This is a genomic window from Marinobacter sp. KM021 (assembly GCF_050707965.1).
Classification (GTDB): Bacteria; Pseudomonadota; Gammaproteobacteria; order Pseudomonadales; family Oleiphilaceae; genus Marinobacter; species Marinobacter shengliensis.
The window spans coordinates 3,450,069-3,465,613 of sequence record NZ_CP136129.1; the positions used below are offsets into that span (position 1 = coordinate 3,450,069).

17 protein-coding genes are annotated in these 15,545 nt (G+C 53.2%); 3 read left to right on the forward strand and 14 right to left on the reverse strand.

Annotated features, from left to right (window positions below; genetic code table 11):
* Positions 1 to 97: 97 nt before the first annotated feature.
* From RVM24_RS16190 to RVM24_RS16215, 6 genes are all read right to left on the reverse strand, one after another.
* Positions 98 to 343: an ACT domain-containing protein gene (locus RVM24_RS16190; RefSeq protein ID WP_431474385.1), complete on the reverse strand. Its 246-nt coding sequence runs from the start codon at positions 341 to 343 to the stop codon at positions 98 to 100.
* 132 nt (positions 344 to 475) lie between these two features.
* Positions 476 to 775, reverse strand: a complete 300-nt coding sequence (locus RVM24_RS16195) for a hypothetical protein (protein WP_084342486.1) — start codon at positions 773 to 775, stop codon at positions 476 to 478.
* A 93-nt stretch (positions 776 to 868) separates the two neighbouring features.
* Positions 869 to 1,387 (reverse strand): hypothetical protein, encoded by a 519-nt coding sequence (locus tag RVM24_RS16200; RefSeq protein ID WP_431474386.1) that lies wholly within the window; start codon positions 1,385 to 1,387, stop codon positions 869 to 871.
* Positions 1,388 to 1,917: 530 nt separating this feature from the next.
* The gene (locus tag RVM24_RS16205) at positions 1,918 to 2,205 is read right to left on the reverse strand and encodes a DUF3601 domain-containing protein (protein ID WP_431474387.1); all 288 of its coding nucleotides are present in this window, start codon (positions 2,203 to 2,205) and stop codon (positions 1,918 to 1,920) included.
* Between the two features lie 513 nt (positions 2,206 to 2,718).
* Positions 2,719 to 3,033, reverse strand: coding sequence for a hypothetical protein (locus tag RVM24_RS16210; RefSeq protein ID WP_431474388.1), 315 nt, complete (start codon positions 3,031 to 3,033; stop codon positions 2,719 to 2,721).
* A 608-nt stretch (positions 3,034 to 3,641) separates the two neighbouring features.
* A complete protein-coding gene (locus tag RVM24_RS16215; protein ID WP_303292361.1) occupies positions 3,642 to 4,103 on the reverse strand; it encodes a hypothetical protein in 462 nt (153 codons plus the stop codon).
* Between the two features lie 106 nt (positions 4,104 to 4,209).
* On the opposite strand from RVM24_RS16215, the gene RVM24_RS16220 reads away from it, so the two are divergent.
* Positions 4,210 to 5,235 carry an IS110 family transposase gene (locus RVM24_RS16220; protein ID WP_106762037.1) on the forward strand — a complete coding sequence of 342 codons (1,026 nt, stop codon included), beginning with the start codon at positions 4,210 to 4,212 and terminating at the stop codon, positions 5,233 to 5,235.
* Positions 5,236 to 5,564: 329 nt separating this feature from the next.
* On the opposite strand, the gene RVM24_RS16225 is transcribed toward RVM24_RS16220, so the two are convergent.
* From RVM24_RS16225 to RVM24_RS16245, 5 genes are all read right to left on the reverse strand, one after another.
* The gene (locus tag RVM24_RS16225) at positions 5,565 to 6,191 is read right to left on the reverse strand and encodes an FMN-binding negative transcriptional regulator (RefSeq protein ID WP_431474389.1); all 627 of its coding nucleotides are present in this window, start codon (positions 6,189 to 6,191) and stop codon (positions 5,565 to 5,567) included.
* Between the two features lie 109 nt (positions 6,192 to 6,300).
* On the reverse strand, positions 6,301 to 6,978 hold the full coding sequence (locus RVM24_RS16230) for an SAM-dependent methyltransferase (RefSeq protein ID WP_431474390.1): 678 nt from the start codon (positions 6,976 to 6,978) through the stop codon (positions 6,301 to 6,303).
* A gap of 140 nt (positions 6,979 to 7,118) precedes the next feature.
* Positions 7,119 to 7,514 carry a hypothetical protein gene (locus tag RVM24_RS16235; protein ID WP_431474391.1) on the reverse strand — a complete coding sequence of 132 codons (396 nt, stop codon included), beginning with the start codon at positions 7,512 to 7,514 and terminating at the stop codon, positions 7,119 to 7,121.
* Positions 7,515 to 7,598: 84 nt separating this feature from the next.
* A complete protein-coding gene (locus RVM24_RS16240; RefSeq protein WP_431474392.1) occupies positions 7,599 to 7,967 on the reverse strand; it encodes a DUF3703 domain-containing protein in 369 nt (122 codons plus the stop codon).
* A gap of 96 nt (positions 7,968 to 8,063) precedes the next feature.
* Positions 8,064 to 8,513, reverse strand: coding sequence for a hypothetical protein (locus RVM24_RS16245; RefSeq protein ID WP_431474393.1), 450 nt, complete (start codon positions 8,511 to 8,513; stop codon positions 8,064 to 8,066).
* Positions 8,514 to 8,654: 141 nt separating this feature from the next.
* On the opposite strand from RVM24_RS16245, the gene RVM24_RS16250 reads away from it, so the two are divergent.
* Positions 8,655 to 9,956, forward strand: a complete 1,302-nt coding sequence (locus RVM24_RS16250) for an IS1380 family transposase (RefSeq protein WP_431474077.1) — start codon at positions 8,655 to 8,657, stop codon at positions 9,954 to 9,956.
* 340 nt (positions 9,957 to 10,296) lie between these two features.
* Here the strand turns inward: RVM24_RS16250 and RVM24_RS16255 are convergent, their stop codons facing one another.
* The 3 genes from RVM24_RS16255 to istA form a co-directional block, all read right to left on the reverse strand.
* Complete coding sequence (locus tag RVM24_RS16255) at positions 10,297 to 10,659, reverse strand: hypothetical protein (protein WP_431474394.1); 363 nt, start codon at positions 10,657 to 10,659, stop codon at positions 10,297 to 10,299.
* Between the two features lie 265 nt (positions 10,660 to 10,924).
* Positions 10,925 to 11,680, reverse strand: a complete 756-nt coding sequence (gene istB / locus RVM24_RS16260; RefSeq protein WP_374813366.1) for an IS21-like element helper ATPase IstB — start codon at positions 11,678 to 11,680, stop codon at positions 10,925 to 10,927.
* Positions 11,677 to 13,143: an IS21 family transposase gene (gene istA, locus RVM24_RS16265; RefSeq protein WP_374787886.1), complete on the reverse strand. Its 1,467-nt coding sequence runs from the start codon at positions 13,141 to 13,143 to the stop codon at positions 11,677 to 11,679. The genes istB and istA overlap by 4 nt, the downstream gene beginning before the upstream one ends.
* A gap of 100 nt (positions 13,144 to 13,243) precedes the next feature.
* Here istA and RVM24_RS16270 point away from each other — a divergent pair, with 100 nt between their 5' ends.
* Positions 13,244 to 14,305 carry an IS110 family transposase gene (locus tag RVM24_RS16270; RefSeq protein ID WP_431474395.1) on the forward strand — a complete coding sequence of 354 codons (1,062 nt, stop codon included), beginning with the start codon at positions 13,244 to 13,246 and terminating at the stop codon, positions 14,303 to 14,305.
* Positions 14,306 to 15,545 lie beyond the last annotated feature (1,240 nt).

Sequence of the window (15,545 nt, forward strand, 5' to 3'; positions counted from 1 at the left end):
GCCGAAAGCACTAACTGGGTGAATGGGTGTCAGATGCTATTATATCGCTCTAAGCCTTGTTATTGCAGTCTTTGGGCGTGAGTTCAGCTCGTTGAAGTCACGGATTCAGGTGAACTGTTAACGTAATTTGGCTATACGAACCTTCAAACGATAAACCAGCCTTCTCTGCAACTGCTTTTTCGATAACTAAGGTTAAACCTTCGGATTCGATGAACGTAGCGACTGGGTTTAACTCAATGTAATCTCTGAGCGAGCCTGAAACCGTACAAAAAACGAACTCAGCGTCAACCAACTTTGGACTCATGGAGCTCAGGAGTTCATCTAAATCTGTAATTCCCGACATGTGTGATATTTCCTTATATTGCTAACGCCGCGAAGCACGCGCGGTTGCGGAATGGAGGCGAAGCCGCAATGCAGTAACCGTCGCCGTGGCTTGCCTGGTTAGCACTGCTCAACTGAACGCCTGTGGCTAAAGTCAAAATGGTATTCCGTCTTCATCTTCCTCTGTTGCACCTGATTCGGTAGGCGGCTCAGGGCCAGAAAGAGCGTCTTCAACCGGCATCAGCTCCCACAACTCGCTCTGATGGAGCCAAATCGGATCAGCATTCTCCTCGATGAACTGATCTACAGGCATACCATCCACGGTTGGTGGCCGCTTTATTCTGACTTGCTTACCGTTCATAAAGACCCACTGGTACTTCCTTTGCCGCTCTGCCTTCGCGGCTTTCTTTGCTCTCTTTTGAGCCGGAGTGAGCTTTTTCTTAACCTTTGCCATATCTGAACTTTTTGGTGCTAACGCAAAGCGCACCGGTGGCCTTTACAGAGCGGAGCGGCGTAAAGGACATCCGCGTGACGCGCATTGTTAACTTCAACCTAAGTCAACGGCACCAACTGCTTGCGCCCTTGAATAAAAAGCAATGTACTTTGCTTTCTGGACGTTACCCGACTCATAGTGCTCTTTAATTACATGATAGGGGTTGAGCAAAAGGATATAGTCATATTCGCCTTTTTGCCCCGACTCAGCCCTGATAAACCCCAGTTTTACCAAGATCGACATTCTCTGCTTCCAAGTGTGAACCGATCTTTGACCAGTAAAGCCAGACTCAGAGGCAAGATCTTGATAATCTTTGAGCTCCAACATACCTTCATCAAAAACTCGACACCACAACCCTAAATAGGCTTTTGAGACAGGAGTTCCCTTTCCAGCCAGATCGTCCATGATGTCCAATATGAAGGGCATCGTTCGTGGAATGGTAGCGAAGCCTTTTGCTTTCGTTCTATCCCACAAAAGAGATTCGTCTAACTCGGGCCAAAGCTGACCTCGCAGATCCAAGGTTCGCTTCGACATCTTGGAAGCGCGTTTCTTTGTTTGAATTTTAGTTGCCACGTTGACCTCCCTAAGATTTGAAGATTCAGGCTAAACGAAGGGGTTGGACGCCTTCGACCTCTTCACCCCAGTGTCACGCTACCCCTAGTTTTGGACGCTAGGAGTTCACTTGCGAAGAGTGCCTGAACACAAATCCATAATAAGCCATAAAAACCTTTATAAACAATGACTTATTTGAGTTCATGTTGAAGAGGAGTCGCCCTTAGACGAACCATTTACCCATGTGAGTTTGAGATATTCCTGCAAACTCAAGCTATGAGTTTGCGTTATATCCTGCAGAAATGCGACCAATTTAGCACTAACAACAATGAGTTAGGCCTGAGGTGTAGTGCTCACTGTGCTCTGTGTGCTCGTGTTGTGCTCATGGTGCTCTCGGTGCTCATGGGGTTCTCCAAGGGGGACGGGGCACAACATCTGGCATGTAAAGTTAACGCCAGCGCACAACGGCGCACTTGTAATGGAGGCGCAGCCGCAATGGAAAGGGCGTCCGGCGGCCGCAGGCCGCGAATTGATGCGCCTTGTTAAATGAACTACGCACAAGGTACGAGGTACTCATTTAAATCCTCAATCACCGTTGCTTGCTCCCCGGGACTCCCCTGCAACCTAATCTGCTGTTCCTCGCCATTGATTTTAGCAAACAGTGACAGGCCATCGTGATACGGAACAAAATTGCTTCCAATGAACTCCCAAACCTCACCAACTGGGTGAGCTATCCCGTCGTAGTCGGAAAACTCTCTCTGCACGGAATACTGCTCGCCTTGGCTAAGGTGGCGAAATTGAGTGTCCAACTTTTCTCGGTGCTGAATTTTCATGAGCATTTAACGCTGAGGTAACCGGCGCCGGAGCGTCAGCGAAGGGAACCAAAAGCGGTACGCTTTTGGTGTCCGGTTGACCGCCTGGTTAATGGCCGTTCACCACCGTGGTTGAGTCTGGAATCAAAGGCCGCATGCCCTCTCCCGGACAGCTTGCACCAACTCGATGGATGGCCAAAAGAATCAGAACGCAAAAGCCGCCAACCCGATTACCGTTTGAGACGGACGCCCCCACAACTGGGGCACGCCATGAATACCAACACCGCTGGCCATTGTGGCAACCAAACCAGACAGCGAATTTTCCGGCCTTGGCGATCACCAGAGTGAACGAGCGTTGCAACCAAACCCGGTGCCAAGGCCTTTGCACCTCACCCGCCAAAAACTCACAAATGCCGGGCCATTAACGCCAATATTCAGCGGCGACCTTTTTGCAGCGCAGCGGAGAAAAGGGCGTCCGGTGGAGGCCCTTCAGGGCCGGAACGAACTGGAATGACTGGTTAGAAACTTTTTGCACGGTCTCTACCTTTCCGATTTGTACACGATCCAGTTCCGATAGGACTCTGGCTTGATTTCCTCAGTTTCCACTGGCTTAACGGGAACCCGGGATAACCACTGCTCTGAGTCAATTTGCTCGAACGTTTCGGACCTAACCTTGTACACATATCCCACCTGATCCCAATCCACCTCGGTATCCTTTAGCACGATACGAGGTGGACGCTCCGAGGTTTCAACAGAGAAAACTGCCCCGTCACCGAGAGGGCGATATGAAATTGCAAAAGGGATTGCCAACTCGCGCTCTGAAACAGCATAAACGCCGTGCTCATTATCCGCCATGCCATATCCAACGCCCTGCGTCGGATTGAGCAGATCTAGCTTTTTCGAGTACCGTGATACAGATATTCGGGCTTACTCATCGCTCGACTCGTTTCTAACGCTGAAATAAGCGGCGGCCCGACAGGGGCGTCCGGTGGAGGCCGCAGGCCGGAACGAACTTAATTGACTGGTTATGTGGTTTGCCCCCGTTTGACTTTAGATCTGGCCAACTGCAACGGAAGCAAACCATGTAAGAATCAGTTTTTGCAGCCATTTTTGCCGCAAGTGATCCTTTCATGCGATGAAACCCAGTGGCTTGGGTTGTCACGGGTATCGAAACCGCAACCGGTTTTGCCGCCTTTGTTGCCGCTGTGAACTTCGCCTGTGGGTGTGTGCTTAACAGCCATCTTGAACCCTCCTCAAGGGTGCGAGCATTCCAGGATTAACCTGGCCGATTGGTGTACGATTTTTGTACACAAAACCAGCCTACACCCTGATCAAAAACTGTTCAAGCATACAGCCTGTACAAATACACATAACGCCAGCGCACAACGGCGCCCTTGTAATGGAGGCGCAGCCGCAATGTAAAGGGCGTCCGGCGGCCACCGGCCGCGTATTGATGCGCCTTGTTAAGTGCTGGTGGGAACCTGATAGATGTAATTCCCAACGCCAATCCTCATGCAATCACTAAATTCTTCTGGCTCAGACCCCGTATAGATCGATTGCAGTATTAATGTCTTGTCTGGAACACCCTTGAAACTTAGCTCAAAGCCATGACCATTCCAGGCTTCGCCAATATGCCGTACTTCAGCAACCTCTAAACCGACAAACTGATCCAGAATTGGTAGCCTGCATACAACGCTACCTTCATTGATAATTTCCGCCTGAAATTGCCGTTCACGCCTTTTGAAGCCCATTACTTCGGAACCAACTAGCCCGTGGATGGAATACCATATGCCATCGAAACAGAGATGAACGACATTTATCTCATCTGCAACGACGTGGGCCAACGCTGAATCAAGCCTTCTTCCTTTGACAGAAGTAACGTCCGGTGAGCCTTCTTTGATGATCTTCCGGTAATCGTATTCCATGATTTTGCACTTAACGAATGATATGGACTCCCCTGCTCCCACGGCATCAGTCATGTGCCACATTGAAGGTGTCTGACATCTTCAATCCGAAGCAGGAGGAGTCATCATGAATGTTACAACCATTGGCATCGATCTGGCGAAAACTGTGTTCAGTATTCATGGCACCAATCAACACGGCAAGGTCGTGGTTCGCAAACGGCTCAATCGCCCCAAACTGTTGGCGTTCTTCGCACAACTGCCGCCGTGCCTGATCGGCATGGAAGCCTGTTCCGGTGCCCATTACTGGGCTCGGGAGTTAACCAAACTCGGCCACGATGCCCGGATCATTGCGCCCCGCTTTGTCGCTCCGTATCGCAAGAGCAGCAAGAACGACGACAACGATGCCGAGGCCATCTGCGAAGCCGTCAGCCGGCCCAATATGCGCTTTGTTCCAGTTAAGACTGAGGACCAACAAGCGGTACTGTGCCTTCACCGCATTCGCCGTGGGTTAACCAAAGAGCGCACAGCCCAGATCAATCAGATTCGCGGGCTGTTAGCCGAGTTCGGACTGATCATCCCCCAGGGGCGCTATCATGCCCGACACCGGATTCCCGAAATCCTGGAAGATGCCGAAAACGGTTTGCCCATGCTCGCACGGCGTTTACTCAACAACATCAACCAGCGCATTCTCCAGCTCGATGAAGAGATCCTGGCCTATGACCGGGAAATCGAAGCCATGGCCCGGCGCGACGAGCAGGCCAAACGGCTGATGGCCATTCCAGGAATAGGACCACAAACTGCCACCGCGATCTTGGCCAGTGCGCCCGATCCCAGACAGTTCAAAAGCGGACGACACTTCGCCGCCTGGCTGGGGCTTGTACCCAGGCAGTACTCGACCGGAGGCAAGCCCCGGCTGGGTAGAATCACCAAGCGCGGGGACAAGTACCTGCGAATGTTGCTGATCCATGGCACCCGAGCGGTGATTGCCAAACTCGCCGACAAACACGATCAACTCAGCGAGTGGGCTAAAGAGTTGGTGGAACGCCGCGGCTACAAACGAGCCGCCGTAGCATTGGCCGCCAAGAATGCCCGGATTATCTGGGCGCTGTTGATGAACCAAACCGAGTTTAAAACACAGCCTATGGAGGGCTGATAACCAGGCACCAACGACAGGCAGAACACGCCTGCCAGCCGAGTCTAGCAACGGCAAGCGATGACGGAACGGTCAGACCGAGAGTGATTGAACCTGTTAAGCCTTGCGGCTGATACAAGCCGACTAACGAATGAGGTCATCACTCACACGCATCATCATCCTGGCCCGGGCAAAAGCGCCCAACAAGAGGCCGAATGTAGAGCTGCAGTCTCAAACCGCTTCGAAATCAAATGGCGTTGCTTGACCGCAGGGGGAGTCCATGTAGCTGGGCTTTGCGGCGGTTTTGTAGGAGCGAAGCGACGGAAAAACCGTCCGACAACAGCCCCTGGTTAGCTGATGAGCTTGGCCATTGCACGGTTCTGCGCTCCGTCTCCGGTCTCGAGACCATCTTTAACACCGGCCCGATTCCGCTCTGGTTGATTCTGACTTGCTTTCAGCTTGCCCGTCAGAGCTTCAATTTTGATCTCTACGCCGACAATAGCCTGCACCAGACGTTCAGTGAAATCCGTTGGTGCATCATCCACGGACCAAGGAGCTACCATTTGCGACTCATGCTGGTTTGTTAGCTGCTCTAGATGATGTTTTAACCAGCTTGGATCCTCAATTATCCGAGCGCTACCTTGCACGTGGACAGCCAGATAGTTCCATGTTGGGACAACCCGACCTGTCTCAACCTTGGTTGGGTACCATGAGGGTGAAACGTAAGCATCTGGCCCCTGAAAAACTGCGAGCACTTGAGCTCCGCCCTGCATGCGTTTCCAGACTGGATTACTACGGGCCAGATGACACTGAAGATATCCATGAGTATCGTTTGCCCCAGAGGTCAGATGAAAGGGTACATGATTGGCCTCGATCCCTTCATCGTCTGCGATAACGAGTAGCCCAAATCCATAATCGCGAATGTACTGTTGAAGCTTCTCTTGGTCTTCTTCTTTGAAGTAATTCGGGACATACATCCTTTTATGCTCCTGAGTAGAGTCCTTGCGCAGCTAACGCTTGCAGCATGCGCGCCTACGGAATGAAGCCGAAGGCGCAATGTAGTAGGCGTCGCCGTGCCTGCATTGGTTATACGGACTTCGCCACCAACATATCGGTAGCACCTTTCTGAAAGCGGTAGCTGGCAGGCTGCAAAGAAACATCAATTCCATCGGCGGATAATGCCGACATGACCTGATCCAAATGCATCGAGGCCTCACCGTTCAGCGACACAACAGGAAAGACGCGAACCTCAGATGCAACTCTGCATAGCTCCCGCATTGATTCCAAGTGAGCCGCCCCATCTACATGCTCACTGTAGAGAAAAAGATAGTGGGAGCAGAGTGCCAAATCGAATTGAGAGTCAGAAAACGGCAACGAAGGTAACGATGCTGATACATACCGCCCTTGCCGGCAACCCGCATCAAAGTCGGACAGGAACCTCGACATAGCCTTCATCCGAACTTCGCCAAGCTGCTCGACGCTACTCAGTGACTCCCAGATATAGTTGTCTGCGTCCTGCCGCATTTTAGCCATTACTTCCGGGTACACGTCGTCTATCCGGCGGCGTATTTCGTCAGCCTGGAACTGGTATACCGGATCACAAGACGTGACTTGGCACCCACGGTCGGTTGCCTCTACATTGAAGCTCGCGGGGCCATCACCACAACCAAGGATTCGCTTGCTCAGGTCGCCCTCGGATAATCCGAACATAGCCTGATATTCTTCAAAAGACCGGCCCCATGGGACTACGTTGGTTAACTCCAAACCTGACTCTCCTTAGTCTGTATAACGCCAATATTCAGCGGCGACCTTTTTGCAGCGCAGCGGAGAAAAGGGCGTCCGGTGGAGGCCCTTCAGGGCCGGAACGAACTGGAATGACTGGTTAGAAACTTTTTGCACGGTCTCTAGCTTTCCGATTTGTACACGATCCAGTTCCGATAGGACTCTGGCCTGATTTCCTCAGCTTCCACTGGCTTAACGGGAACCCTGGATAACCACTGCTCCGAGTCAATTTTCTCGAACGTTTCGGACCGAACCTTGTACACATATCCCACCTGGTCCCAATCGACCTCGGTATCCTTTAGCACGATACGAGGTGGACGCTCCGAGGTTTCAACAGAGAAAACTGCTCCTTCACCGAGAGGGCGATATGAAATTGCAAAAGGGATTGCCAACTCGCGCTCTGAAACAGCATAAACGCCGTGCTCATTATCCGCCATGCCATATCCAACACCCTGCGTCGGATTGAGCAGATCAAGCTTTCTTCGAGTACCGTGATACAGATATTCGGGCTTACTCATCGCTCGACTCGTTTCTAACGCAGAGCGCACCGGTGACCTTGACGCAGCGAAGCGGAGACAAGGGCATCCGTGTGACGCGTATGGTTATACACCGGACTTGGCTTTTTGAATCAAAGCTGCCAAATCCGGCGCGATTGGCATCTTCTTAAACGGACTAACATTTGCACCGCCAGTATTGCCTGGTGGGACCAAGCCAAATGCTGTTTTCGTCGCAGAGCCCACAATCCGAAAAAACTGACCAAACGCCTCTCGGACTGAGTGATTTTGAGCAGCCCACACCAGCATCAGTATATGGACCTTAACGTGCCAATACGTTGATTCTTGTCCTATAACGTGAGCCCGCTCTAGATAAGCAAATTCTTGCTGTGTATCACCGGCTGAATTTGCCCGTTTGGCGTTCGCCAGCTCTACCTCAACGTAAGGAGCTATTTGTTGTGAAAAACTACGTTGCATAAAGACCTCCTCAGAGGAGTATAACGCTTGCAGCATGCGCGGCTTTGGAATGGAGGCGTAGCCGCAATGGAAAAGACGTCGCCGTGCCTGCGATTGTTATGTGACATCGTATCTCTGTATCCCAAACATACCGCCACCGAGATAGTTGAATGGATTATCACTATGCCCGCTGTTTGTATGGAGTTCTTTCACCAAATCCTCTGTGTCTTTTATTGCGCGCCTAGCGTTTTCCAATGAGGAAAACTCCTGCCACTCATTCTCTGTTGTGAAGCGAGTAGATGTGTCGGGCAGATTTACCTCTTTTTCTACGTGTTCGGTGGTCGTTTTTCCGTGAGCCATTTTATCTCTGAAAGCGAACAACTCGATCAATGTCGAGTATGGGCGCTGGCTGAAATCAGGCTTGACTCCCGTGTCAGCACAAAACTTTTTATATTTCTTTAGCTTAGGCAAGCTTCTTTCTATTTTATCCCAATCATCATGCTTTAACTGGCCAAGATGATTTAGGTAAGCCTCAACAGTAAATGCGCAGTAGATGAGGCAGCTCACAAGGTTGTATAGCTGGCCGTTCGGATCTCGCTCAGCTTGTTCTAGCCCGAATTTCTCATGAGGGGATAAAAGAAAGCGGCTGAAAGTGTTAAAATTTCAGGACCTTACACCATCAATCAACACCAACAACCGCTATCCAAAATGGTACCTGAAAAACTGACCTTCTCGCCACTGTCTCGCCGTCAAATTGAAGCCGATTTCTCCGGTGGCCATATCACCTCCGATGCCGGCCTGCTCCTGCTTCGCGAAGTCGACAATCAACACCAGCTCACTCAGCGCCTGGCTACGGTTCTGAACGATGCCCGTAATCCGGTACTGGTTCGCCACAAGCTTCAGACCATGATCCGGCAACGGGTCTTTGGCGTGGCCGCGGGGTACGAAGACCTGAACGATCACGAGGCGCTACGCGCTGATCAGGCACTTCAGACCGCGACCGGTGAAGAGGCCATTCTGGCGGGCAAATCGACCTTGTGCCGCATGGAACAGCGCGTAGACCGGCAGGCCGTGGTCAAGGCCCACGAACTGCTGTGGCATCACTTCATTGAACAGCACGAGACTCCACCCAAGGAAATTGTGCTGGACTTCGATGGCACTGATATTCCAGTGCATGGCGACCAGCCCGGCAAGTTCTTTAACGCCTACTACGATCACCATTGTTACTTCCCACTGTACGTGTTCTGCGGTCGTCATCTGCTGGTGAGCTACCTGCGCACCAGCAACCGAAGCGACAGCCGCCACAGCTGGGCCATTCTGGCCTTGCTGGTGAAGTTCATTCGGCAGTACTGGCCGGATACCCGCATCGTGTTCAGGGGTGACAGCGGCTTTTACCGTCCCCGATTGCTGAGCTGGTGCGACCGGAACAACGTGGACTATCTGGTCGGCATCAGCAAGAACAGCCGGCTGCTCAAGGAGGTAGATGTAGCCTCGATGCTGGTTCGCAAGGCTCACAACGAACTGGGTGAAAAAGTCTGCGCCACCTACCGGTTCCAGTACCAGGCCCGAACCTGGAAACACCCCCGCTGGGTGATCGCGCGTCTGGAGGAGGGCGAACTGGGTGCCAACCCCAGGTTCATTATCAGCTCCCGTTACGACGACGGCGTTAAACTCTACTACGAGCAATACTGTGCCCGGGGTGACATGGAAAACCGGATCAAGGATCAGCAGTTGTGTCTGTTCGCAGATCGCACCTCCAGCACGCGGTGGTGGACCAATCAGTGGCGGCTGCTTCTGTCGGGCTTTGCCTACACGTTGTTCGAACGATTACGGGCCCACCTGAAGAAGACACCCTTCGAGAGAATGAGCGCCAGTAACCTGCGGCTGAAGCTGATCAAGGTGGGCGCGGTCATCATTCGCAACACTCGGCGCATACGGGTGTTGATGAGCGATGCCTATCCTTACAAAGACGAACTCTCTGACCTGGTACGTCAACTGGTTCCGGGATAGAAGCCCGGGCTCCCCCGGCCCGACTCAATGGGGGAAAGGGGGCCGTGTGTCCGGACAACAGAAATTGATCAGTTATTAATCATTCGCGGCCGCAAATGAGCGATAATGGCGGTAACCTGCACAGTCTGCGAGACTTGCCGGGGACCTATGAGAAATCCGGGCTAGCATCGCTTTCGCCCCAACAAACATATAGGCGAATGTATTCGTGGTTTGTCGACCAGACACTATGGCTTTACTCATATCCACCTCGTGACACATAACGCCCGCAGCATGCGCGGCTTTGGAATGGAGGCGAAGCCGCAATGGAAAAGACGTCGCCGTGCCTGCGATGGTTATGCATTTATAGACCCTGCCAATCCATGTAAGCGACAATAGCATTCTCTTGTTTCGGTTGCGTTGAGGCGGCTTTGTTCCACTTTCTGATCAGCGCGATATCGTAGGCGGACTTTGCGATTGCGATAGCATAATTTGAGCAGTACTCCGAGAATTCTGGAGGGTGTTGCCGTAGCAAATCCAAAGCTTCGGAGTCCCTATGCAGGTCGAGCAACACTGCCGCATAATTATTTATGAGCAACGGTGAACTCCCTCCGGACTCAAAGGCTTGCTTGAGCAGAACAGCTGCTTGCTCCAGACAATCAGTAAATCTGGTGTGGTCGTTCCAGGCTTGGCAATGTAGCTTTACTGACTTTTCAATTACGTCCATTTCGATACTTCATTCAGTGCATAACGCGAAGGTAACCGGCGCCGGAGCGCCAGCGGAGGGAACCAAAAGCGGCACGCTTTTGGCGTCCGGTTGACCGTATTGATACTGATTGAGCCTTCTCCCCAGCCCAGCGGTTACCCGCTAAGCTGGAAGGCGACCAAGCACTACAAGGGAGAAGACTCATGAACTTTTACCATAGCACCCACTGTCTGGCGTCAACTATCTTGTCCGGTCCGCGACAACTATGATGGCCGGTTGGGTGGTCTTACTTTTTGCTCTTTGAAGCTTGCTTAAGCTGTTGCTGTCGTCGGTAGCTTTCCCCCTCTAATTCGATAATTGTCGCGTGGTGTATCAGGCGGTCTACGGCGGCTACGGTCATCATGTTATCCGGGAAGATTTGATCCCATTCGCTGAATGGCTGGTTGGCGGTGACGATCAGGCTGCCACTCTCATAGCGGTGGGCGATGAACTCGAACAGAACCTGGGTTTCTGCATCCGTTTTTTTCACGTAGCCAATATCGTCAATGATGATGACCCGGTACTTGTCCAGTCGTGTCATGGCGGTCATCAGATCAAGATCGCGCTTAGCCTGCTGCAAGTGCTGAACCAGGGCGATGGCCGGGAACAGCTTGCAGCGCACCCCCTGTTCGGTGAGTTGATGGCCCAGGGCATTGGCGATGTGGGTTTTGCCGGTGCCACTGGGGCCGATCAACAGCACATTGTCGGCATGGTGTGCCCAGTCACTGTCTTGTTGCAGCTTGGCCAGTGCCGCGTTGCAGGGGCGGCTAAAGCCGCTCTGATCCAACGCCGAGAAGGTTTTGTTGGCCGCAAGCTTTGCCTCCCGTAGCCATTTCTGGGTACGACGCTGGTAGCGGTCTGAGAGTTCGTACTCACACAGGGCGGCCAGGTAATCCGGGTGTGACCAGTTCTTTTCAACGGCTGTTTCCCAGAGCGATTGATAGTGACGGTGGAAGGCCGGCAGGCGGAGTTCTTTAAGCAGTAAGGCGACGGAGTCGGTCATATCGACGCCTCCTGGCTGCGGATCGAAGACAGCAAGTCGTCATAACTGACCAGGGTGTGTTGACTTGAAGCCGAGAATTCGAGGTCGGGATTACCGCCAAGGTAGCGTGACTGGATCTCGGTAATTGACGCGAACCGGCCGGCCCGGGCTTCTATCAACAGGTCTTCCCCCAGTGATTGCTCGTCATCGTATTCGAAGGCCAGCCGCAGTGTTGTCACGATCCACTTGCAGGCTTCACGGGGTTCAAGATGCTCATCCGCGAGTTGCCAGAGTTCGCGGTAGTTGTCGTCCGGCAGCAGGTCATCACGCAGCTGAGAGTAACGGAAAGCCTGTGGCTTGGAGGCCAGCGAGCAGATCACGTGCCGGTAATTGACGCTGCGGGCACGGTTCTCGCCAGGCTTGGGGTAAACACGCACCAGGGTCAATGCAGGCTGCTGACCAACGAACAGCACCAGCTTGTCGTGATGCAGCCTGACTTGTATCGATTCGCCAATCAGGCGCGATGGCACCGTGTAGACAACGCGGCGGACTTCGATCGTTGAGCTGCGCGTCACCTTGAGATGGAGGGTCTGATACTCGGCGGCTGTAAACTCCGGCAGTGGCTGCAAGGCGGCCTGCTCTTCAACCACACGTGCTCGGTTGCGCCGATTGAGTTTGTCGACAGCACAATCGATAAACGCCTGATACTGTTCGACACTCTCGAAGTCATTGTGGCCGCGCAGTAACAGCTGTTGTGCCAGGCGTTTCTTGAGCGAGCCATTGGCACACTCCACGACACCGTTCTCATGGGACTGCCCCAGATTATTCCGGGTGGGCGTCATGCGGTAATGCTGGCACAGCTCGCTGTAAGCGTCAGTCCACACGTTCTGCCGGTTATTGCGTGCCGCACTCAGGCTATCCGTGCGGTGCTCAACAGGGCTGCCACCCGCTTGCTGTAGGGCTCGCTGCAATCCCGTCGCCAGAGCCGCATAACTCTCACCGCCCTGAACCACGGTGACCGAGCGCCAGCCACTGTAGGCCAGTCGAAATTGATAGAGCAGGTGTGGAAAGGCCTTGGACTGAATCGTAATCGGGTTATCGGGGTGGGTAAAATCAGAGAATCCCTGCTGTGCGACAACGGCCTGTTGGCGAAAAATGACCTCTCGCTCCGGCCCATGCAGTGCTCGCCATTGCTTCACCCGGCGTTGCAGTGTGCGCAAAATGGTCTGGTCGTAGTGCTCAGGATACTGCTCTTGCAAGTAATCAAGCAGGGTTGTTCCGGTCAAATCCGGCTTGGCTTCTAGCAAGGGGAGCAACTCTGTCTCCCAAACGGCTTCCAGTGGATCTTCTCGGGTGCGCCACTGCCGCTCGGTGTTAACGCGGGGTTTTTGTGTTGACGTCTCGATGCGTCGTCCGGATCGAACGGAAATGCCCGCCTTGGCGGCAGCCACTTCCTGGCTTGCGCCATTTTGTCGGTGCTGCATGAACAGCTCCTCTTGTCGGTTGGTTATGTGTTGGCCTGGCACCCATTGCTCCACCATGGAAAACAAGGGGCCAATTGTTACACCCAACCGGCCAAGATAATTGTCGCTAACCGGTCATCCTAATTGTCGCCGAACAACCCACCGCCATTATTGTGGAATCGATCTGCATGCCCGCAGCCTGTATGTCTGCATCATCGACCAACAGGGCGAGGTACTTCTGCACAAGGAAATCAAAGCGCGCCCAGAACCGCTACTGGCCCTGCTCGAACCGTTTCGTGATGATCTGGTGATCGGTGTCGAATGCATGCACTGCTGGTACTGGATATCAGACCTGTGCGAAGAACACGGCATTCACTTTATCCTGGGCCATGCCTTGTATATGAAGGCCATTCACGGTGGTAAAACCAAGAACGACCGTATCGATTCTTTCAAAATCGCCATGCTCATGAAGGGCGGCAATTTCCCCCTGGCCTACGTTTATCCCAAGGAGATGCGGGCAACCCGGGATTTACTGCGCCGACGCACCCGCATCGTCCAGCACGGAGCCATGCTCAAGGCCCATGTGGTCAACACCACGAGCCAATACAACCTGCCGCCCAACAAGGTCAACCTGAAGAATGTGGGGGCCCGGGAACAGGTTCAGGCGGCCTTTGCCGGGCAGGATGTTCAGCGCAACATCGATCTCGACCTGGCCATCATCGAATGCTATCACCGGGAACTCAGCAAGCTGGAAGAACACCTGGAACGGCAAGCCAAACAACATGATCCCGCTTCCCTGAGTGTGCTGAGGACCATTCCCGGTGTGGGGCGCATCCTGGCGCTGACCATTCTCTACGAAGTCGGCGATGTTCAACGCTTCGAATCGGTCCAGAAATTTGCTTCTTACGCCCGGCTCATCAAGTGCAAAGCCGAGTCTGCCGGCAAGGTCTACGGCACCCAGGGCAACAAGATTGGCAACGCCCATCTGAAGTGGGCATTCTCGGAGGCCGCCGTGCTGTACCTGCGGGGTAATGACAAGGCCCAGCGCTATCTACAGAAACTCCAGAAACGAATGAGCAAACCCAAGGCGCTGTCCGCGCTGGCCCACAAGCTGGGCCGGGCTGCCTACTTCATGCTCAAGCATCAGAGGGTGTTCGATGAACAACGATTCCTGAAGGGTTAGTCACGCCACGGGGTGAGCATGACGTCTAACTGGATCAAACAGGATGATGACCGAAAGCCGGGTGTCCGCTGACTGGTACCCGATACCGAACCGGCCTTCTATCACCGCCGTTGAAGCCAGTCGCTTTGATTAGCCACCCCGTGGGCGTGCCTTAATACCATGAGCCAGTGCGCTTACACCGGTCCTGAGCCTGAAACTAACTGGAGCCATGCAGCCCGTCGTTTGAATAGTGCCAGTGACCGGTTAACCGATGAATGTCTGGTGCCCCTGACCCACCGATGGAACGACCGGTCAGGCCGTGGTCTAAAGCCACGTAAGAGAGCCCCTATATGTGTTTGCTGTGAGTGCCTGACAGCCCCGCGAGACTGACGAAGCAGGCGTTCTCGCTCATGGATTTAGGTTGGCCGCTGGCGCGGCCAAAAAAATCACTATTGCCTATTGATTCCGAGAAGGCTCATATGTGTTAGAGGCTCTGCTTGAGGTCATGCAGGTCCACGGTCCCTGGACAGATTACTGATTGCTTGTTGTCTTTCTCCGCTATTAGCTTGAAGCACGACTTCTCAGCCCCGTCTTCAATCGGCCGAACGCCGTCCAGCACACATAAAACCCCAAATAATGTCGCGTCCGCTGCCTCTCGCATTGCTCTTGCTACCATCTCGCGGTCGTCGGGCGCCAATGAATTGAACCAATTAGAGATCTGAACAAGCGTTGGATCCGGTCGCCGTCCCGGTGGAGACTCGAAGTCTTCCAGGCATCCTTCAACTGCTGAATCCCTGCATTCTCTTTCAAGGGCCGCTACGAACCGCTTTGGTTCCATGTTGCCTCTAACGCCAAAATTCAGCGGCGGCCTTTACGCAGCGAAGCGGAGAAAAGGCCGTCCGGTGGAGGCCCAACGGGCCGTAACATACTGCAATGCTTTGTTAAGAGTGTACGACCTCAACTCGCGGTACTGTACCCTGATAAATCAAAAGAAGAACGAGAAAAACCGATCCTACGCAGCCGAGAACACTTGCCCAGAATCCGTTACCAAGAACTACTACACCAATAGTTACCCCTGCGACACCCAGCAACGAATATATACTCAACGCCCGAAGCTTTTCCGACTCCTCTGTGAAACATAAGAGAGCTTCACAATGCGGGCAGCAAAACTTTTTGCCCGCTTTTGGCCAAAGGGTTGTTTCTGGGTAACCGTCCGGTAAACCCATCTTGAGCCAGGCGCTGCGGCCGTCAGGATAGTGTC

Bases quoted from the DNA above. Each gene is read 5' to 3' on its own strand.
- RVM24_RS16220 (WP_106762037.1), top strand. From the start codon at position 4,210: ATGAATGTTACAACCATTGGCATCGATCTGGCGAAAACTGTGTTCAGT.
- istA (WP_374787886.1), bottom strand. From the start codon at position 13,143: ATGCAGCACCGACAAAATGGCGCAAGCCAGGAAGTGGCTGCCGCCAAG.
- RVM24_RS16225 (WP_431474389.1), bottom strand. From the start codon at position 6,191: ATGTATGTCCCGAATTACTTCAAAGAAGAAGACCAAGAGAAGCTTCAA.
- RVM24_RS16235 (WP_431474391.1), bottom strand. From the start codon at position 7,514: ATGAGTAAGCCCGAATATCTGTATCACGGTACTCGAAGAAAGCTTGAT.
- RVM24_RS16210 (WP_431474388.1), bottom strand. From the start codon at position 3,033: ATGGCGGATAATGAGCACGGCGTTTATGCTGTTTCAGAGCGCGAGTTG.
- RVM24_RS16255 (WP_431474394.1), bottom strand. From the start codon at position 10,659: ATGGACGTAATTGAAAAGTCAGTAAAGCTACATTGCCAAGCCTGGAAC.
- RVM24_RS16215 (WP_303292361.1), bottom strand. From the start codon at position 4,103: ATGGAATACGATTACCGGAAGATCATCAAAGAAGGCTCACCGGACGTT.
- RVM24_RS16195 (WP_084342486.1), bottom strand. From the start codon at position 775: ATGGCAAAGGTTAAGAAAAAGCTCACTCCGGCTCAAAAGAGAGCAAAG.
- RVM24_RS16250 (WP_431474077.1), top strand. From the start codon at position 8,655: ATGGTACCTGAAAAACTGACCTTCTCGCCACTGTCTCGCCGTCAAATT.
- RVM24_RS16240 (WP_431474392.1), bottom strand. From the start codon at position 7,967: ATGCAACGTAGTTTTTCACAACAAATAGCTCCTTACGTTGAGGTAGAG.
- istB (WP_374813366.1), bottom strand. From the start codon at position 11,680: ATGACCGACTCCGTCGCCTTACTGCTTAAAGAACTCCGCCTGCCGGCC.
- RVM24_RS16190 (WP_431474385.1), bottom strand. From the start codon at position 343: ATGTCGGGAATTACAGATTTAGATGAACTCCTGAGCTCCATGAGTCCA.
- RVM24_RS16205 (WP_431474387.1), bottom strand. From the start codon at position 2,205: ATGCTCATGAAAATTCAGCACCGAGAAAAGTTGGACACTCAATTTCGC.